Annotated in this window: 21 protein-coding genes; 4 read left to right on the top strand and 17 right to left on the bottom strand. The window is 35.5% G+C overall.

Annotation, left to right across the window (positions count from 1 at the left end; translation table 11 throughout):
• Positions 1–90: 90 nt before the first annotated feature.
• Positions 91–741, bottom strand: coding sequence for a DivIVA domain-containing protein (locus HYQ40_10555; GenBank protein MBZ6528203.1), 651 nt, complete (start codon positions 739–741; stop codon positions 91–93).
• 96 nt (positions 742–837) lie between these two features.
• Positions 838–1896, bottom strand: coding sequence for a M42 family metallopeptidase (locus tag HYQ40_10550; GenBank protein MBZ6528202.1), 1059 nt, complete (start codon positions 1894–1896; stop codon positions 838–840).
• Between the two features lie 103 nt (positions 1897–1999).
• Here HYQ40_10550 and HYQ40_10545 point away from each other — a divergent pair, with 103 nt between their 5' ends.
• Positions 2000–2446 (top strand): GNAT family N-acetyltransferase, encoded by a 447-nt coding sequence (locus HYQ40_10545; protein ID MBZ6528201.1) that lies wholly within the window; start codon positions 2000–2002, stop codon positions 2444–2446.
• A gap of 58 nt (positions 2447–2504) precedes the next feature.
• On the opposite strand, the gene mgtE is transcribed toward HYQ40_10545, so the two are convergent.
• From mgtE to HYQ40_10520, 5 genes are read right to left on the bottom strand one after another with little or no spacing between them, the layout of a single operon-like run.
• Positions 2505–3869, bottom strand: coding sequence for a magnesium transporter (gene mgtE / locus HYQ40_10540; protein ID MBZ6528200.1), 1365 nt, complete (start codon positions 3867–3869; stop codon positions 2505–2507).
• A 4-nt stretch (positions 3870–3873) separates the two neighbouring features.
• Complete coding sequence (locus HYQ40_10535; protein MBZ6528199.1) at positions 3874–4770, bottom strand: RluA family pseudouridine synthase; 897 nt, start codon at positions 4768–4770, stop codon at positions 3874–3876.
• 28 nt (positions 4771–4798) lie between these two features.
• The gene (locus tag HYQ40_10530; GenBank protein MBZ6528198.1) at positions 4799–5395 is read right to left on the bottom strand and encodes a hypothetical protein; all 597 of its coding nucleotides are present in this window, start codon (positions 5393–5395) and stop codon (positions 4799–4801) included.
• A gap of 17 nt (positions 5396–5412) precedes the next feature.
• Positions 5413–6228 (bottom strand): NAD kinase, encoded by an 816-nt coding sequence (locus tag HYQ40_10525; protein ID MBZ6528197.1) that lies wholly within the window; start codon positions 6226–6228, stop codon positions 5413–5415.
• On the bottom strand, positions 6225–6902 hold the full coding sequence (locus HYQ40_10520) for a GTP pyrophosphokinase family protein (GenBank protein ID MBZ6528196.1): 678 nt from the start codon (positions 6900–6902) through the stop codon (positions 6225–6227). The genes HYQ40_10525 and HYQ40_10520 overlap by 4 nt, the downstream gene beginning before the upstream one ends.
• A 159-nt stretch (positions 6903–7061) precedes the next feature.
• Between HYQ40_10520 and HYQ40_10515 the strand changes: the two genes are divergently transcribed.
• The gene (locus tag HYQ40_10515) at positions 7062–7652 is read left to right on the top strand and encodes a CYTH domain-containing protein (GenBank protein ID MBZ6528195.1); all 591 of its coding nucleotides are present in this window, start codon (positions 7062–7064) and stop codon (positions 7650–7652) included.
• An 85-nt stretch (positions 7653–7737) separates the two neighbouring features.
• Complete coding sequence (locus HYQ40_10510) at positions 7738–8403, top strand: DsbA family protein (GenBank protein ID MBZ6528194.1); 666 nt, start codon at positions 7738–7740, stop codon at positions 8401–8403.
• A 71-nt stretch (positions 8404–8474) separates the two neighbouring features.
• On the opposite strand, the gene HYQ40_10505 is transcribed toward HYQ40_10510, so the two are convergent.
• The 9 genes from HYQ40_10505 to HYQ40_10465 form a co-directional block, all read right to left on the bottom strand.
• Positions 8475–9473: a bile acid:sodium symporter family protein gene (locus HYQ40_10505; GenBank protein ID MBZ6528193.1), complete on the bottom strand. Its 999-nt coding sequence runs from the start codon at positions 9471–9473 to the stop codon at positions 8475–8477.
• A gap of 336 nt (positions 9474–9809) precedes the next feature.
• Positions 9810–10673, bottom strand: a complete 864-nt coding sequence (locus HYQ40_10500) for a prephenate dehydrogenase (protein ID MBZ6528192.1) — start codon at positions 10671–10673, stop codon at positions 9810–9812.
• Between the two features lie 30 nt (positions 10674–10703).
• Entirely contained in the window at positions 10704–11558 is an 855-nt protein-coding gene (locus HYQ40_10495; GenBank protein MBZ6528191.1) for a prephenate dehydratase, read from the bottom strand.
• Between the two features lie 153 nt (positions 11559–11711).
• Complete coding sequence (locus HYQ40_10490) at positions 11712–13475, bottom strand: ABC transporter ATP-binding protein (protein MBZ6528190.1); 1764 nt, start codon at positions 13473–13475, stop codon at positions 11712–11714.
• A 13-nt stretch (positions 13476–13488) separates the two neighbouring features.
• Positions 13489–15222 (bottom strand): ABC transporter ATP-binding protein, encoded by a 1734-nt coding sequence (locus HYQ40_10485; GenBank protein MBZ6528189.1) that lies wholly within the window; start codon positions 15220–15222, stop codon positions 13489–13491.
• Between the two features lie 135 nt (positions 15223–15357).
• On the bottom strand, positions 15358–15714 hold the full coding sequence (gene rplT / locus HYQ40_10480) for a 50S ribosomal protein L20 (protein ID MBZ6528188.1): 357 nt from the start codon (positions 15712–15714) through the stop codon (positions 15358–15360).
• 29 nt (positions 15715–15743) lie between these two features.
• Positions 15744–15941: a 50S ribosomal protein L35 gene (gene rpmI / locus HYQ40_10475; GenBank protein MBZ6528187.1), complete on the bottom strand. Its 198-nt coding sequence runs from the start codon at positions 15939–15941 to the stop codon at positions 15744–15746.
• A 32-nt stretch (positions 15942–15973) separates the two neighbouring features.
• A complete protein-coding gene (gene infC / locus HYQ40_10470) occupies positions 15974–16504 on the bottom strand; it encodes a translation initiation factor IF-3 (protein MBZ6528186.1) in 531 nt (176 codons plus the stop codon).
• A gap of 203 nt (positions 16505–16707) precedes the next feature.
• Entirely contained in the window at positions 16708–17868 is a 1161-nt protein-coding gene (locus tag HYQ40_10465; protein ID MBZ6528185.1) for an O-antigen ligase family protein, read from the bottom strand.
• A gap of 201 nt (positions 17869–18069) precedes the next feature.
• Here HYQ40_10465 and HYQ40_10460 point away from each other — a divergent pair, with 201 nt between their 5' ends.
• Positions 18070–19263 (top strand): D-alanyl-D-alanine carboxypeptidase, encoded by a 1194-nt coding sequence (locus HYQ40_10460; protein ID MBZ6528184.1) that lies wholly within the window; start codon positions 18070–18072, stop codon positions 19261–19263.
• Between the two features lie 520 nt (positions 19264–19783).
• Here HYQ40_10460 and HYQ40_10455 read toward each other — a convergent pair.
• Entirely contained in the window at positions 19784–20629 is an 846-nt protein-coding gene (locus HYQ40_10455) for a toll/interleukin-1 receptor domain-containing protein (GenBank protein ID MBZ6528183.1), read from the bottom strand.
• Positions 20630–20698 lie beyond the last annotated feature (69 nt).

Here is a 20698-nt window from a genome sequence, read left to right as displayed (position 1 = left end):
ACTTACTTCCTTTCATATTGCCCTATTCAAAAAAATGGAACAATACAATGTGATAGTGCTCATCATTGCATTGTTCAAAATCATAAAAAATTATCCGTTAAGTGTTCTTAACTCAATTAATTTCTTCTCAATATTTTTTTCAGGACCTTGAGTTTCCTTTGCAGCTGCGTCATTAGCGATAACTTCGTGAATCAACTTCTCTAATTCGCGCTTCTCTTCATCAGTTAATGTGCTTTCAGAAGTTGAGTTCTCGTCGTCTGATTTGATTGTTTCAGCTTGACCATCCGAGAATTCATTGATTTTCATTGTGTATTCATCTATTTCACTTTTCGGGAAGATAGTTTCGAAGTCTGTTCCGTCAATAAATTCAGAGACTTGATCAACCATTTCGCGCATTTCATCTTTCATGAACGTTAAGCGATCTCTTAAAGCATTCCCGCTATTTAATAAATCATTCCCACGAATCACTGTATTCTCTTTGATTTGAGTTACTTGTTCATTGGCTTTACTAATAATTAGTTCAGCTTGACCTGCTGATTCTTCAATGATTTGTGAACCTTTTTGTCTTGCATCAACAATTCCTTCTTTTAATGCTGACTCTAATTCAATATATGTTGAAAGTTGGCTCTCTAAGCTTTCAATTTTCTTTTCTAATTCATCAATTCTATTCGTCTGCTGACTCATAATAGAATCTACTTGACTTGTATTATATCCAAATAAACTTTTTGATATATCTACCACTCATGTCACTCCTCTATATTCTATGTCTATCTCTGTTATGTACTTAATATAGTAGCAAATTCCTAGACGTATTACACGTTATTTTTGAATATAAATTTAATCTATCATTACTGCTTCCAAATAGCGTTCAATTAAATTATAAGTTGCATCAATCGATTGATAGTGAGTACGTTCATAAGCGTGACTTGAATCAATACCTGCGCCAATTAATCCATGACGAACATCCGCTCCAGCCCTCATTGCTGCTGACGCATCACTCGAATAAAATGGATAAATATCTAATCGATAATCGATTTCATTATCTTTACATAAATTCACAAACTGATTACGTAAGCCTAAATGATATGGTCCTGATCCATCTTTTGCACAGATTGACACACTATACTCATCTGTTTGTTGGTCATCTCCCATTGCTCCCATATCAACCGCTAGATACTCTTTTACTTCTGAAGCAATATTTGAATTTCCTCCGTAGCCAATCTCTTCGTTAGTAGAGATATAAAAATGAGTCGTATGAGCTAGGTCAATTTGGTTCTTTTGAATATTTTCTACTAATTCAATTAATAAAGCGACACTCACTTTATCATCCAAATGACGTGATTTAATGTATCCTTCATCGGTTACCACAGCTCTTGGGTCAAATGAAATAAAGTCTCCAACTTGAATACCTAATTTTTCCACGTCTTCTTTAGACTTAACCATGTGATCTAAACGTATTTCCATATTATCTTGATTACGTTCGGCTGTACGTGCATCTTTATATACATGGACGCTTGTTTGGTGCATTAATATTGTTCCACTGAACTTTTTATCCATCAAGCTTGAGTGAATCGTACAATACTCACCTTCAATTGCGTTGTAAGTGAATCCGCCAATAAGATCGATTTTTAACCTTCCACTTGGTTTAATTCCACGGACCATTGCGCCTAATGTATCTACGTGCGCTGTTACAAAACGGTGACTGTCATTATCCTTACCTTCCATACTCACAAGTAAGCCACCCTTTGGAGTCACTTCATAGGTTACGCCCATCTCATCAAAAAGATCCCCAATATATTCAATAATATTTGCAGTGAATCCAGTTGGTGAAGGAATAGTTGTTAAGTTTTTTACATTCTCTAATCTATTCTTTGATACTTCTTTTAATTCTGTCATAAAAATCATCCTTTATTGATTGTATTTATATATTATAATATAGTAAAATAACGTTTATAGTTTCAACGTGACTTATTATACATGAAATCGTGGAGGGTTTTAAATGAAATTTAATTGGGTACTTGATGGAGATTCTACAAAAATAAGAGACGCATTCGATATTCGAAGAAAAGTATTTATCAATGAACAAAACGTAGATCCAGGATTAGAGTTAGATGGTCTTGATCAACAACTCATTCATCTTATTGGATACATCGACAACATCGCGGTTGCAACTGCTCGAATCGATCTCAAAGATGAAAAGACAAATGCAAAAATACAACGTGTTGCTGTAGTAAAAGAACAACGTGGGAATCACGTCGGTCATAAACTAATGGAAGAAATTGAACGTTGGGCAAAAGAGACATACCCTACAATTGAAGTACTTACATTATCCGCTCAAGATACTGCCATCCCCTTCTATGAGAAACTAAATTATACAATTACAAACGAACAAGGATACTTAGACGCCAATATCCCTCATCACGATATGGAAAAAAGATTAAAATAAAAATAATCGCCCTTAGACATTATTTGCATGTCTAAGGGCGATTGTTTAATTTAGAAAGTTAAATAATTGCTGACAAAAATAATTGTGCAATACTAAAATAAATAAATACAGACGTTAAGTCACTTAATGTTGAGATAAATGGTCCACTGGCAACAGCCGGGTCAAACCCTAACTTATCCATTACTTTAGGTATGAATGAACCAGCGATATTTGCAACTATTATAGCTGCCATCATCGCTACACCAATCACAATACCTAATATTAGATTCTGCTTCCAAACTAGAACAATCAACATCACAGTCAGTCCGACTATCACACCTGTAATGACTCCTGTAATTAATTCGAAAGTTAATGAACTAAAAAAATCATCGTCCTCAGATTTATTGGTTAATTTTCTTACAGCTACGGCTAATGATTGTGTACCTGCGTTACCCGCAGTACCGGTAATCAAAGTCACAAAAGCAGACAGTACACTCGCTTCTGCAATCAGCGCATCATATTGACTGATTAATGTCGCAGTCCCCATTCCTAAGAATAATAAAGTCACCAACCAAGGTAATCGACTTTTTGCGGCTGATAATGGTGTATCATGGGTTTCACTAACATCTACCGCGGCTAAACCAGAGTAGTCGCTATCCGCTTCATCTTGCATAACATCCAAGATATCATCAACGGTAATAACGCCTAAAAGCTCGCGGTCAAACCCAACCACAGGTAAAGCAAGTAGGTCATAATCTTGAACCATCTTAGCAACTTCTTCTTGATTATCGTTAACTTGTACAGAGATAACACGCGTATTCATCACATCGTGAATCAACTTGTCTTCGTCGTTAACAATCAAATCTCTTAATGAGATTACCCCGACTAAACGATCATTCTCGTCAACAACATATACATAATAGATTGTTTCTGCTTTAATCGCTTGCTCTCTAAGTCTGCGGTAAGCTACTCCTAATGTCGATTCTTCCTTCACCGAGATAAACTCCGTTGTCATAATCGATCCAGCTGTTTCATCTAGGTAATTAATCAGTGAGCTAATTTCGCGTGCTCTTTCAGCCGGCATAAGGTTCATATATATATTCACACGATCACGGTCTTTTAAATCATTCAACACATCTACCGCATTATCTGCGTACATCTCGCCTAATACTGTCGCAGCGTATGGGTGTGACATTTCTTCAAAGTAGACATCTATGGATTCATCTTCTGATTCAAGTAAATCAAATACATCCGCTAATTCAGTTGGTGATAAATATTGATAAATCTTCTCGCGATCTTCTTGATCTAATGTTGCGAATATTTTACTTTGTTCATAATTATGCAGGGCCAAATACTCTGTTCTAAATCGAGTCATCCGATTTTCATTCAGTAAATTTTTAAAGGTTACAATACTTTCTTCAAAAGATCTTTCAAATATCTCCATGCCATTATTCCCCTTTTCTGATATTTAACCAACCTTGCATATCCTCAGGAATAGGTTGTTTTATATGAATTTGTTCACCTGTAAAAGGATGTTCGAACTGTAGTTCTCCACAATGCAAAGCTTGTCTTGATAAATCAGAGTCTTTAACACCTCCATATAAATCATCTCCCACTAATGGACCTCCATGATGAGATAAATGTACTCTGATTTGGTGAGTACGACCTGTATGAAGCTGTATTCTTAATAGACTAGCCTGATCTACTCTATCCTCTACCCAATATTCAGTTAAGGCTGCTTGACCATTAACATCAACAATTCTACTAATAATGGATTCCGGGTTTCTTCCAATTGGGTCTTCAATATATCCATGTTGTGCCCAATCAACTTTATGTGACAGTGCATAATATATTTTAGTGATTCCTTTACTTTGAATCAATCGGTCCATGTAGGCGTGCGCAAGTCGATGCTTCGCAATCAGCATGAGACCTGTAGTATCACGGTCTAATCTGGTTACGATATGGATGACTTGGTCTTTATAATTATTATCGACATAATACCCTTTAATTCGATTAGCCATCGAACTATCAGGATTTTGCTTTGATGGTATAGAGACTGATTCACTTGGTTTATTCACAATCAATAAATCCTCATCTTCATATACTACATCAATTGACACATTAGATGGAGCAACTGTATCATGTCCAATCTCATCAGGCGCAATAAGCTTTAATATGTCCCCACGATTGAGTTTTGCTCGCACTGTTACTTCTTTTTGATTAAGTAGAATCTTTCCCCCGTTAAACTTAACGGCTTTTACAAAATTCCTTGGTATTCCTTCAAAATGTAGAAATCGTTTAATCGTTTGTTCTACATTATCTCGATACTCCCACGTTAAAATCACATTATCTTTCCTAACTTGTTATATTTTTCTAGTTATATTCTTCAGTGTACAACTTAAAGAACGATTCAATTTGTTGCATGGATGAATCTTGATTGATTCGTTCTTTCGGCTCGCCATCTTCCATAATAAAGACGTGCGGAACAGTCTCAACCTCAAAACTTTGCATAGCTCCTGCATATGTTAGATCCTGTTCGTGTGCCCGTGTATTATAGTAGTATATGGGAATGTTTAGTTCACTCGCTATTTGGTTGATTTTTGGTGAGAAAGCTTTACACCAAGGGCATTCATCAAAACCTATGTATAATAAACTTGCTTCATTATTCGTACTTTCAAGAAACTCAATATACTCTTTTTCAGTAGCTAAGTCTTCAATGTGTGAATAATCAACGGGTGATGCTGTGCTTTCTGCGTGTGTACCTATCTCATCCAACACGTCATACATACTTTGTTTCGTTTTATCTTCCATCGTTAAATAAGCAGTTTCTTCTGGAATTGTCACCGGAGCATTAGTACGTGCCATCCCTTCTAAAGCAGTATACTCAAACTCATTCGCTTGATTACTACTACAAGCTCCTAAAAATATCATTGTTAAAAATATTAAGACATGTTTAAAAATACGATGCATAAACTAATCATTCTCCTTTAAAGTGATTGCTTTCTTCCAATAAACGCGTTCTCTACACGATCCCAGAAATGGGTGTGTCTAAAACTCGCAAAATGAATTCTTTGCTTGGCTACACGACAATTCACTTTCGACACTTCATAGTTCTGCCAACTTTGATTGTCAACAGATAGTATGGCCGATTGCGTACTATCCGGTTTCAAAGTAAACCATTCATCTGATGGAATAATAATAGGTGAACTTAACGTTCGATAGACTCGATTGTTAATCGACGCCATTTCAGCCATCTGAATAGCATCAAGTCTTGGATGAATGACCGCACCTCCAAGTGATTTATTCAACCCAGTTGATCCGGTCGGTGTCGAAATACTAATACCATCACCACGAAATGTTTCAAAGAAATGGTCTTTAATATAGACGTCACTAACCATTGTTCCCATCGTCGAACGAATTGAGAACTCGTTCAAAGCTAGCATTTTCTTGCATCGCCCATCTTCTAAATAGATTTCTACGTCAAGTAATGGGTAAGAAACAGATTTCTCTGAAGTATTTAATAACCCATTGATGACCTCATCCACTTCATCACTCAACCAATCTGTATAGAACCCCAAATGGCCTGTATGAATCCCAACGAATTTAGAATGTTCAATATAATGTTTGAAATGATGGAAAGCAGATAGAAACGTCCCATCTCCACCGATTGAAATAATAAAATCGGGTTGCTCCCTTTCATCAACAATTTGTATTTGATGTTCATTTAGCTTTTTAGTTAACTCACTTTTTATTGATTTTGATTGAGGTTTTGTATTTGAATATATGAGTACAGTTGGTTTCATCTATTTACCTCATGATTTCCATTTTGAGTTTTTTTCTTAGCATCGTCATAACGCTCTTCGAAGAATTGTGTTGCTTCACGGATTTCTTCTCGAATTTCTGACATTTCTTGATCTAGCATAAATGCCGCTTCTGATGCTCTCTCTAAGCGTTCAAGGATATGATTAGGATATTCTCCTTGATACTTGTAATTGAGTGAATGTTCTATAGTAGCCCAGAAGTTCATAGCTAATGTTCTAATTTGAACTTCAACAATCACGGTTTCAACATTTTTTGCCCGTTGAACAGGGTATTCAACCACCATATGATACGATCGGTAGCCACTTGGTTTATGATGATGAATATAATCACGTATTAATAGAACTTTAAAATCAGTCCGTTCTTTAATTAATTCAGCTACTTCATATATATCATCAACGAATTGACACATGATGCGTATACCAGCTATATCTTGAACCCCAATTAGCATGTCTTCTGGTTCGATATGTCGCATTTCCATCTTTTCCAAGATACTCTCACGTGTCTTAACACGCCCCGTCACGAATTCAATAGGCGTATGTCGATGTAATGTTCTATATTCTTTTCTAATATTCTTTAGTTTTAATTTTAATTCTTCTACAGCTTGTTCATAAGGAGCTAGAAATAAGTCCCAGTTCTCGATAAAATTATCTTCTATCAATCAAGTCACCGACTTTCTCACTTTGTTATAAGTATATTTATTTGCATATATTCACTAATTATTATAGGATAGTGAACGGACTGTAAATTAAGTACAGTTTTTTTATTATTTGTATATATTATATTGTACATAATTTTGATAAGAAAGGATATATACATGGTATCTTCAATTGAACGTGAACTAAAAACAATTATCAATAAAGCAGACTATGATAGTCTTTTTGCCTACTTTAACTTAGAGCATCAACCAAAAATCATTCAATCCAATTACTATTATGATACAGCAGATGAACTTTTCAAGCAAAATAATGCGTCACTAAGGTTAAGAGTATTTGAAGACGGTCAAAGTGAATGGACAATAAAACAAAGAGTCAATGAACTCGAATCAATTGAGTTGACTCAATTCAATCAAAATTCAGCGATTGAGGTCCCTCACTCATTAAGTAAAAGTGATATTCAAACACATGATATCCAAAACTTTATCGACTCTCGTGACATTCCTTGGAATGGAATTGAAAGAACAATGAGTCTTACGACACATCGCTATAATATTGAGGTTGAATACGGTTTATATGCCCTTGATTTTACTCAATATAATCAAGCAGTCGATTATGAACTAGAGCTGGAATCCGATAATATTGATGAAGCTTTAGAGCAATTTAGTACTTTATTATCACATTTTAATATAACTTACAAGCAATCAGAAACCAAGTTAGCCCGTGCCCACCGCTACCTTACAAATGAATAAGTGAACAAGCCTATTATTCGCATAAGTTTTTGATTTTTGTTAATATTAAGTATACCAAATATAAGAAAGGAGGAGAACTATCTAAATGAGTCAATATCAGATCGAATATAGACATAATGGCGTTTCTAATGTGTTTGAATTCTTTTTATTTGTTAATCCATTAGGACATACCTGTTACACTTGTGAGCAAGAAGTATTAAAGTTAATTGATTTAGTAGCGTCAAATATAGATTTGCACATCCTACCTTTTCATAATCAACATTTAGTTGAAAACTTTATGCGACAATTAGGTATATCCGATACGAGTTTAAAAGAGAGAAATTATATCTTTCAAGCCGTATATCGTGCGTCGTTAGCTTACAAAGCAGCTTGTATGCAAGGCAAGCGTTTAGGTCGTTATTACTTAATGAGATTACAAGAAAGTATTGATGGTGATGTTTCTAAGTTCAATTCAGACTTTGCAGTTCAACTTGCCAAAGAAGTTGGCCTAGATGTTGAGATATTCAAACAAGATATGCAGTCGGATTTTGTGAAGCAATTATTCTTAAAAGACCAAAAAACTGCTATTGATATGTCTGTCCACTCATCTCCTTCTTTAGTCATATATGAATATGTCTCAGGCGAAGCAAGATTGATTGATAATCAGCAGATTACTCTTGAGTCTATCTTAGATGAAATCGATGCATTAATATGTGACGGCAATGAACAACAAGCTGTAAACACGAATGTCCCATCACTTCGCTTACTATAATGAATAAACAATAAAACACCTTGATTTAGTCGAAAACTAAATCAAGGTGTTTTTTCTATATCAACTTTAGTTTAATGGGATTTTTGTAAAACTTTCGCTTTAGAATGCCTAACATTGACTGAATATCTTCCTTGTTCAGCTTCTTTTAAATCTTTTTTCGCGCATAAACTACCAAACATCATGCCAAGTAAAGTATGAACAATTGTTCCTGCAGCTCCTGCTAATGCGGCTTCAGGAGAAAAATGCGCTAAACCAAGACTAGCTGATAAACCTGTATTTTGCGCTGCTACCTCTATGGCACACGTACGTTTTGTTTCCTTTGAAGCATTGAATAAACCATAGATAAAGTAAACAATTACATAAGCTAATAAGTGATGTACTAATACGGCTAGAACAACTGTTAAACCACCGTTTAATAAATTCTCACGGTTGACTGATACTGTTCCAGCAAGAACTAAAAGTACCGCAATTGATGAAAAGGATGGCATCGCCGTTTTGATTTTTTCTGATTTGTCACCTAAGAAATGTGACACAACTAAACCTAAAACAATGGGTACTAATACGATTTGTGTAATAGATAAGAACATTGGCCAAAAAGCTATTTCAATAAAGGCTCCTCCATAAGTGGCGATAAGTAATGGTGTAACAAATGGTGATAATAATGTAGATACTGTTGTCGCACTGACTGAAAGTGGCACATTACCATTTGCCAGTAAAGCCATAATGTTCGATGCTGTCCCTCCAGGAACTGATCCAACAATGATTAAACCTAAAGCAATATCTCCTGATAGCCCGAATAATTTTGCAATCGCAAAAGCGCTCAGTGGCATAAATAAGTATTGGATGGCAGAAACCATAAACACGCTAGTTGGGTTTTTAAGAACATGAGCAAAGTCAGATGCTTTCATTGTTAAGCCCATTGTGAACATAACGACTTGAAGTAATAAACTCACATAGCCACTTAAAGGTGTGAAAAAACTTGGGAACACTAAGGCTAATAAAGCCGTTAATGCTACGAACATTGACAGGTTACTTGTAAACGCGCTATTAAACTTTTTAAATAAATTCATGGATGAAGCCTCCTATTATTTTCTGTGTAGTTTGATAAATATGAACGTTGCTTTCAATGTCACTCATCGTTTTACCACTCCTTATAATAATAAAAAAACTCCCATTCTAGTAAACTAGAATGGGAGTTTGTTATCTGTTCCCATTCATTCAAAACGAATAGGACTTTTTAAACTGATTAAAAAATCAATTTAACAAGTCCGAGCTTTGAATGACAATAATAATATTGTTGAAATGGGTAAACATAAGATAACCTCTTTTATCATTTATTTTTAATGTGGTTATAATATAACTTAGATGAATTCTAATTGCAAGGAATTTAATACTTTTGTTTAAAATTAATTCATTAGGTCATTTTTTTCAAGTTCTACACGGCGACGAGTCGCTTCAATAAACGATTCTTCTAATTCGTGTTTATTATTTGTTAATAGCGCTTCTTTAATTTTTATCATTTCTGATTCAAAATCACTAATCACTTTGATGAGAACATCCTTATTATTCAACATTAACTCTGACCATAAATTCTCATTTAACTTCGCTATCCGAGTTAGATCACGATAACTGTCACCTATGAATTGAACGGTGTTGCGTTCAGGTTGATCACTATTAATTAAAGCCGCCGCGATACAGTGGCATAATTGACTCGTATAAGCGATTAATTCATCATGAACAATTGGCGTCACTTGGGTTAATCTTTGAAAGCCAATTTTCTTGAGAAGGGCTTTAAATATTTCCATATTTTCTGGCTGATTCGAAGCTAAGGGTGTTAATACGTAATTCGCTCCAATAAAGGCGGTATGATCTGAGTATTCAAACCCTTGAGACTCCCGCCCGGCCATCGGGTGACCAAAGATAAAGTCAACTTGCTTAGGTAAAACTGGCACGATACTGTCAATCACGTATTGTTTAATCCCTGTCGTTTCAGTGAGGATGGCACCCTCTTTGAATGCATCTTGATTTTTAATAATAAATTCTTTGATATTTTCAGGATATAGGGCAATAATGACGATGTCGGCACGTTGTAGAATCGTTTCATTCTCAACTTCACCTTCAGCAATCACACCAGCTTCCATCGCTTGGTCGAGTGTCACTTGGTTTTTATCAATCCCCATCACATAATAATTCGAACTGTCCGAAGCTTTAAACGCTTTCGCAAAGGAACCTCCGATGACACCTAAACCAACAATCGCAATCTTTTGCATATTTATCCCCTTCCTTAACCAACCGCATGACTAAACTTCTAGATAGATACTTTTTGAAACTTGATTAAACTGCCCCAATATTTGAAGATACTCTGACACTTGGTCTAACGTTTGAATCAAAATATTCAAAGGTGTTGTCATATCTTTTATGGATACTTCAATAAAGAAACCATACGTAAATGGCTGATTCTCAATCGGTCTTGCGTTCAAGTTTTGTAAATTACAATTAAAAATATCAAACACTTGAAGTAACTTAGATAACGCGCCCGATTCGTGGCGTGTCTCAACATACAGACTCAAGCAAGATCCAGTATATTCCTTTTCTTGAATCTTTTCTATGACATAAAAGCGTGTCGTATTCGTCGACTCGTCTTGCACATTCTCCATCAGTGGAACTAAATGATGTAACTCCCCTGCTCGTGGGCTTGCGATTGCAGCAATATCAGGTCGATTCAATGCCTGAATATAGGAAGCAGCTTTAGCTGTATCTTCGTATACCTTGCTTTCAATCAGCGGATACGAATTAAAGAATACCTGACACTGCGATAAGGCTTCCGGATGTGAATAAACCGCCTGGATGTCTTCTAAGCGACTACCTTCCACTCCCCATAAAGTATGGCGAACCGGTTGGTAAGCCTCTGCAATCACCATCAAAGGCTTATAACGCAATAAATCAGTAACGCGTGCGATAATTCCGGTGGTCGAATTTTCGACCGGAACGACAATTAAGTCCAACTTATCATCTAATAGATCATTCACAACCGCTTTAAAATTCCCGTAAGGTACAGGAACCGATTCCCAAGTGGTCTCACCTAATGTCTTTATATAATCTTGTAAAGTTGCCTCGCTATAAGAACCGGCAACACCTTGATATCCAATACGCATTCATATTCCTCCAAAATAAAAACACACAGTACCTCAGATTGCACTGATGAGTGACTGTGTGTTTACAGTATTCAATGTCACTTTCCATGAACTATTGCTAATATTGTAAACGAAATTAGCATTAAATGAAAGGTTACATTCAATCTTCATAGATTAAGCATTAAATTGACTTTGGTATAAGTCAAAGTAGAAGCCTTTTTGTTCTAACAATTGTTCATGATTACCATGCTCAATAATTTGGCCGTCTTTCATAACTAAGATACGGTCTGCATCTTGAATGGTTGATAGACGATGGGCAATAACGAAACTTGTTCGCCCTTCCATTAATCGTTCCATCGCTTTTTGAATTAATTGCTCTAGACGTGTATCAACAGAACTTGTTGCTTCGTCCAGAATAAGAATTTTAGGATCTGATAGCAAAGCACGAGCGATCGTTAACAATTGTTTTTGACCTAGAGAAATATTATTAGACTCTTGATTCATTCTACTGTCATAACCACCCGGTAACGTACGGATAAAGTGATCCACGTTAGCAGCTTTGGCAGCTTCAACAATCTGTTCATCTGTCGCACCTAGATTACCGAAACGTAAGTTTTCTTTAATTGTTCCTTCGAACAACCAAGCATCTTGTAATACCATCCCGAACTGTTCACGATATTTTTGTCTTGAAACCGCTCGGTTATCCATACCATCAAGTCTGATTGAGCCTTTATCCACATCATAAAAGCGCATCAGTAAGTTAATCATCGTTGTCTTACCTGCACCCGTTGGACCAACTATCGCAATCGTTTCACCCGGTTTCACTTTAACAGAGAAATCTCTAATTAATGGTTTAGTTGGTGTGTATTGGAAAGATACATCATCGAAAGTAACTTGTCCTGTGACAGGTGAAGGGAGTTCTTCCGTTACTTCATTCAATTCTTCCTCTTGATCTAATACTTCCCAAATACGTTGTGTAGCAGCAACCGCTGCTTGCAGCAGGCCAGTAATTTGTGTCACCATTTGGATTGGTTGGTTAATCTGCCATACATATTGAGTAAAGGCTTGTAAGTTACCAACAGTTAATCGTCCAGCTATCGCAAACATACCACCGACCACAGCTACGATTAAGTAAGCTAAGTGAGATACTACCGATACTAAAGGCATCATTAAACTTGATAAGAAGCTTGCTTTAAATCCAATATCTGCTAAATCTTCTGTAATCGAACGGAATTCAGCGACTGAACTATCTTCACGTCCATATAAACGAATAATGTTGAACCCAGTAAAGTTCTCTTGAACAAATCCGTTCATCTTACCTAAGACATCCGCTTGATTTTTGAAGTGTTTTTGTGAAATTTTTACAACACTTTGAGCAACAAGATATGATACCGGCATACTCATAAATACAACGAGAGCTAATTGCCAATTCAATGTAAGCATCATAATCGTAACGAATATAATTGAAAAGAATGCCGTTGTAACTTGGATAATTCCTTGTTGAAGTGAGTTTGAAACCGTCTCAACGTCACTTGTAATACGTCCTAAGATATCTCCAAATTGGTTACGGTCAAAGTAAGCCACTGGCAGACGGTGAATCTTACGAATAATATCATCACGTAAATCACGAGTCGTATTCTGAACAGCAATTGTAATAAAGACGTTTGATCCATAATTCGTTCCTTGGACAATGAAACCACGAATCACATACACAATAAGAATCGTCATAATATATTCATAATTGATTCCAGCTCCTTCAACACCACGAGCAATATCAACCACGTTTTGAGTAATTTCTGTGATCGCTAATCCTAATATAAAAGGCTCAATTACAGTCATTAACACGTTAATGATTAAGAGGATGAGGGCTAGGATTAGTTGTTTGTTATAGTTTTTTAAATATTTCCATAAATTTCCAAAAGTTTTTATTTCTTTCATCTAGCTCACTCCTTTACTCTTCTATTGTTTGATTTTTCATTTGTGAATTCGCAATATCACGGTAAATTTCGTTCTCTACCATCAATTCCTCATGCGTCCCACGTCCAATAATCTCGCCTTCGTTTAAAACGATGATTTGATCTGCGTTCATAATTGAACTGACACGTTGAGCAACAACTAAGACCGTTGATTTCGTTGTCACTTCTTTCAAGCGTCGACGTAATTCAGCATCGGTCTTATAATCGAGTGCAGAGAAACTATCATCAAAGATATACACATCTGGTCGTTTAACAACCGCACGTGCAATTGATAGACGTTGCTTTTGTCCACCTGATAAGTTGGTTCCACCTTCAGCTAAGAATGAGTGGTAACGTTCTTGTGTCTTATGGATAAAATCACTTGCTTGAGCCACATCACTTGCACGCTCTAACTCTTTGTCAGTTGCATTATACTTCCCATAACGCAAGTTCTCACCAATCGTTCCGGTAAATAACAGCGCCTTTTGAGGGATAAAGCCAATCTTCTGACGTAAAGCCTTCAAGTTATAATCACGAACATCTACACCATCAAGAATAATTCGACCTAAGGTTACATCAAAGAAACGAGGAATCAATTGAACCAAGGTCGATTTACCACTCCCGGTACTTCCGATGAAGGCAACCATTTCGCCCGGCTTAGCTTCAAAGCTAATATTATGTAGCACTGGGTTCTCAGTTTCCCCTGGATAAGCAAACGTTACATTATCAAAGGTTAAGTAACCATGCGTTTCAGTTTGTGTTACACCATCTTCATTCACATTGATAGAAATTTCTGTGTTCATAATCTCTTGTATACGATTCGCAGAAACGTTCATTCTTGGATACATAATGAATAGTTGTGAGAACATCATGACTGAGAATAAAGCGTGAAAAGCATATTCAACGAAGGCAACTAGGTTACCAATTTGTAATTCTCCAACTGATAAAGGTTGTAATGATAGTCCCATAATAAGAACAATCATCCAAACCAAGATATGCATGAAGATTGGATTGGCAGTAGCCATTAATTTGAATAAGCGGGTTGCGATATTCTTATAATGATTACTTTCTTTATTGAATCGTTCTTCTTGATATTCTTCACGAGCAAAAGAACGAATCACGCGTAAACCGGTTAAATTTTCTCTCGCATACTGATTAATTTTATCTAAAGACGTTTGTTGTCCTTCAGATAAAGGTCTTGATTTCTTCGCAATCACATAGATTGCAAATAATAAGAATGGCATTGAAGCCGCCACAATCCAAGCCAATGATGGACTTGTAATAATGATCATGACAATACTTCCAAAGAACATCAACGGTGTATTGACACCTAATCGAAGCGCCATCTCAGCGAACTGCATTAAGACGAATGCGTCGTTAGTCACACGCGTCACTAGAGACGGTACACCTATTGACTCAAACTCTTGATGCGAAAACTTTTGAGTATAATCGAAGATATCATTACGCATATCACGTATCATGACATTCGTTAATTTACTTGAGGCGTAGGACAATATAATTCGTCCGAGTGCACCCAAAATAATAACCCCTAACATAACCATTGCTAGAGTGAATAATAAACTTTGATTCCCTGGAATAATAGCATCGTCAATCATAATTGAAAGCACAGTAGGTAAACCCAAGTTAACAAGTACAAAAAAAAGGCTTCCGAATACATCTAATGTAAGAAGTCCCGGATACTTTTTAATATAACGCCAAATATAATTCATATGATTCCTCCTTTATCTAATTTATATCTTAACCATCTCTCTTTATATTGGCAACAAATAACGATTCAAAATTTCAATTTTTAGGTATTTTTTGCAATAAAAAAGGAGTCTCATTACTGAGACTCAAAACTTAGATTAAGCTAAAGCTGCTTTTGCTTGTTCTACTAAAGCTGTGAAAGCTGCTTCATCGTTAACTGCTAAATCAGCTAACATTTTACGGTTCATTTCGATACCTGCTTTTTTAAGACCATTCATTAAAACGCTATAGCTAAGTCCGTTCATACGAGCTGCTGCGTTAATACGCGTAATCCATAAACGACGGAAATTGCGTTTTACTTGACGACGGTCACGGTAAGCATAAGTATATGATTTCATTACCTGCTGTTTAGCCATCTTGAATGAAATACTCTTTGCTCCGTAATAACCTTTTGCTAATTTAATTGTACGTTTACGACGTTGACGAGTAACGTATCCACCTTTAACACGTGCCATTGTGAATTCCTCCTTTTAGTTCGTTGATATTATAGTTGTGAAATTTGTTGTTTGATGCGTTTGTAGTCTCCACTTGAGACTAACTCAGCTTTACGTAATTGACGACGTTGTTTCTTAGTTTTCCCGTGGAAACGGTGAGAAGTAAAGGCTCTAGAGCGTTTTAATTTTCCTGATCCTGTCTTTTTAACACGCTTTGCTAATCCACGATGTGTTTTTTGTTTTGGCATGATAAATCCTCCTATTATTTAAAAATAATGTATTATTCTTCGCTACTGATTGGAGCAAGAATTGCGAACATGCTACGACCATCCATTTTAGGTCTTGTTTCAATAGTTGAAACTTCATTTGCGTCATCTAGAAAATCCATGATAACGTCACGTCCTAGGTCTTTATGCGTAATTGCACGACCACGGAAGCGAATTGAAACTTTAACTTTGTCACCTTTTTCAAGGAATTTAATAGCTTGACGTAATTTTGTTTGATAGTCATGGTCTTCAATCCCTGGGCTTAAACGAATTTCTTTTAAGCTTACGGTTTTTTGACTCTTACGTTGCTCTTTCTCTTGCTTCTGTTGCTCATAACGATACTTACCGTAATCCATGATTCGAGCGACTGGCGGGTTTGCGTTTGGAGACACAAGCACTAGATCTAACTCAAACGACGCGGCAATTGTTAGAGCATCCTCAAGAGATTTAACACCGATTTGATCGCCTTTATCTCCTATAACACGTAACTCACGTGCGCGAATGCCATCATTGATAGGTAATTCTTTTATGATCTCCACCTCCATGTGATTTTGAGAGACAAGTAACAACAAAAAAAGCAAGTTTATAAAATAAATATAAACTCGCCGTTAATTATAGACACACCACTCCCAGTGGCAGACTATGTATTTGCCAAATTCACTTTGGCGAGAAACGGCTTGTTTCTACTTGTTTTCTCAACTAATACATAGTACCACATAGAAATTCGGAGTGCAATGCTTTTTTTAATTTATTTCATTCTTTTCTCAGTTAGTTGTTGTATTGGTAAAATAACTGCTAAGAATATGTACCCTGTTTGTGTCCATAATATTGATACATCCATCATTCCATGAACTATAACAGTGACAATCATTGTCGATATTAAAGCAAACTCCTTACGATAAGTTAGCTCTTTAGATAACCTAATGATTGATTTGGTGTAGTCTTTCAACATTAACATCAGGATAATTACTCCTAAAATACCGTAATCCGCTAACGTATTTACGCCTAATTGATGTGCATGCATATCAGCTTTGTCCGTATATAAATAATATAGATTCATATAACTCATGGCCCCACGACCAAACAATGGATTACTTAAGAATATTTGCCAGCCTACCTCCCAAAGCGCAAAGCGATCTTCAAATGCATAAGCAATTGAACTAAATCGGGGTATCAAATCCGGATTGACAATTAAAGCAATACCACCAATAGCTGTCACTCCTAACATATACCAAACATATGACCGCTTAGTCCAAAAGATAAACCAGACTATGGCGACTGCAACTGTTGGTAAGACCATGCGTGAAGCAGTTAACAATATACATATTAGGTTTAATGCAATAGATGCATAATAATAATTCTTAAATCGTTTTGCATAATCGCTTTTTAATAGAAGATACATTGCTATATTGATCGCAAAAATACAAAACAGTCCGTAATAATTAGGATTAAAGAAAGTTGATTCAGCTCGTGTTTGAACATTAGCGTATTGAAAGACATACAAGATTGTATACCCTTCACGAAAAACATAAGCCAAATAAACAATTAAAGCATAGATAGCTACTGGGATACTTCCTAGTACGAAGATGTTCAATGTCTTTAGATATCTTTCTATTGTGATCCACTGTAAATAACTGCTGAAATAAATCGCAAATAAGAAAAAAACTAAAGTAATCAATACACCCGTATAATTTTGATTTATTAATGAAACGATGAGGACATATATAATAAATATACTCAACCACTTGTTTTTAATAAACGTATGCATAACTAAACTACGCTTCTGCCATATTAAGTAGATAATCGCAATTAGTAATACAACTGCATGGAGATAAATAGGTAGTAATATGGCAATAGAAACTATATAAAACAAATTAGGTCGAATATAATTTTTCCAAGCCGATTTCATTTCCCATCCCCCTTCTGTGTGATTAGATACATTATAGTCTACTTTTATACTTTTTAATAATACTTATTTTATGAAAACATAAACAAAGTTTGAATTTTCTGTGAAAATCCATGTAAAACAAATTATTTGACAATGTCCTCTTTGAATTGTCGGAATAGTTCGCTATAATAAATTGGTATTAAATTTGAGGAGGTCATCAATTTGTTCAATAAAAGAACAATAAAGTGGCTCACAGTGCTCATTTTAACGAGCACTTGCTTTGCCAATCTATATCCAACTACAGCTGAAGCTGTAAGTAAAACACCTATTTTCAATTCTGAAAATGTCTTGTTAGAACCTTCAGAATCGATTGATATGCCCGAAGAGTACCCTACTGAATTACAAGAATGGTACGATAGCAACTTAGACGCTCGTTCATATGTTGTCATCGATCAAGAGACGAATAAAATTCTTGCGCATCAAGAAGGAAACGTTCCGTATCCGATTGCTTCAATGACAAAAGTATTGTCGATGTATCTAGTGTATAAAGCACTTGATGAAGGTACTTTATCTTTAGATCAAGAGATTGAGATTCCTACAGAAATCGTCCGCGATATCTCATCAAACGTTGAATTATCAAACGTATGGTTAGTAGAAGATATGACATACCCAGTCGAAGACTTAATGTATGCCGTGATGTTACAATCTGCTAATGATGCTACTTCTGCATTAATGTGGGAGATTTACGGTAGCGAACAAGCTGCAGTCCAAGCAATGCAAGATCAACTTACTGAGTGGGGAATTACAAACGCTCAGATGTACTCAACTTCAGGTGCTCCAAACATCGAAGTGCCAGAATCATGGTGGATGCCTGGTTCGAATGAGATGAGCGAGAATACGATGTCCGCAGCAGATATGGCCTTAGTGGCCCAACATACGATTGAAGAATATCCACAAATCTTAGATATTACATCAACCCGTGAATATACCTATATGGAAGGTACAGACGAGGAACAAATTTTATTCAATCCAAACCAATTACTTGAAGGTGGCACTTATGGTCGTTCTGGTATTACTGGCTTGAAGTCTGGTTTCACTGATGCTGCTGGATTGAACTTTGTTGCAACTGGTAATCAAAATGATCGTAACTTCATTGCTGTAGCTATGGGAACGTTTGGTGAAGGCATGAGTTCATATTGGGAGATTGAAATTCTACTTGATGGATTGTTAGATTATCCAGAGATGTATGAATTAAATTTACCTAATAACTTGAGAAATAACCCAAGTATTGAAGAGACCACTGAAGAAACAACAGAAGGTCAAGACGCTTCTGCTGAAGATGCTGCACCTGTAGAGAATAATCGCGACAACGCGGTGACTAACTTCATGCGAGATATCTTTGGAGTGTTTAATTAATAAACTCGATAAAAAGGAGTTGCCAAGTTAATGGCGACTCCTTTTTTGTATGTATTCTTTACTTGTGTACTATATCAATGATGGAAATACTTGTTAAAAGGAATTAAAAAACTGGCAGTATAATATTTTAAAGTTCTGACCTACCCTTTTTCATCAGTGTTTATGGCCATATAGTAATGGTTTGTACTAGAATTTCATGCATACGCCTATGATTTGTGAAGAAAAAACCTTAACTACACCTTAAAATTTCTACTCTATTTGAAGTATATTTTATACTACGAAGTTATTAAATAAGACAAGCACAGACACTAAATTAGTGTGATCCTTAAAACTAGCATTCATCTATCATCTGAATAGTTAGATATTATAAATATTGTTTTAACCAAATTAGCATGTCAGAACCATCTACTTCCCAGATTCCAATACACCCTTGTCTTCATTCTAATAATATTTTTTCTTACCATAACCTTTCCGCTCACTAGTGGTATAAATCAACATGTATACCACTTTCATTCAGACTTTAACTTTCTTTTGAATCTTGAATCACTTGATATATACTGTCTACAACTTGATCCAAAGAATATTTTGATGTATTTAGGGCATATTTATCTACTAGATACGGATTATAATTCTTTACTTCTTCAACTGTTACATTATGCCATATTGGTAAAATAATAATTTCTTTCTCATTTATTTCTCGGTTTAAAAAACTTTTAAATTCGTAATCAGACCAACCACTTTCAATAAAGTTTACTGATAAGAAAACTACTACAAATCTTGAATTTAATATTCCAAAGTTCATCATGTCTGTTTGACTTTGACCATTTTTAAAAACTTTAATATCTTCAAAAACAGAAAGACCTTTTTCTTCTAACTTGTCAGATAATTCTGCGACATATTCTTCTTTATCTAAACTTGAATGTGAAAGAAATACATCATATTCTATTATTTCTTTGCGGTTAACTGATTCTTTAATGTCAGATGCTAGTTCATCTAACTTAACTTGAAGCTCTATTTGATTGTTTATATATCCTTCGTTAATTCCCTCATTGCCTTTCATTAATTTCGTCAAATCTGCTAACCGATTGCCTTGTTCTTTAGATACTTTCTTTCTATACTCTTCCATTTTTTCAGAATTTTTCTGTATCTCTTGTAATAATTTTGTTATGTTACTTTCTATTGTAATTAAACCATTACTATATCGCTTTAATTTTTTAATCTCTGCTGAAGTATTTTTATTTTTTTTACTAATTTTGTTAATTTTTTTAACAGCAGCATCTCTTTTTCTTCTTAAGTTTATAAGTTTTGTCTGCAACTGCACATCATTTTTTTTAGTTCTATTTAGTCCTGATTCATTTACACTCATATTATCTCCCTTACAAAAAATGACCCTTTAGTGTCAATTTTTATAGTTGCATGGTACTGATTTGCACTT

Source organism: Aerococcaceae bacterium DSM 111021 (genome assembly GCA_020112395.1).
In the GTDB taxonomy this organism is placed as follows: Bacteria; Bacillota; Bacilli; order Lactobacillales; family Aerococcaceae; genus Ruoffia.
This window is presented reverse-complemented; position numbering and strand designations above follow the sequence as displayed.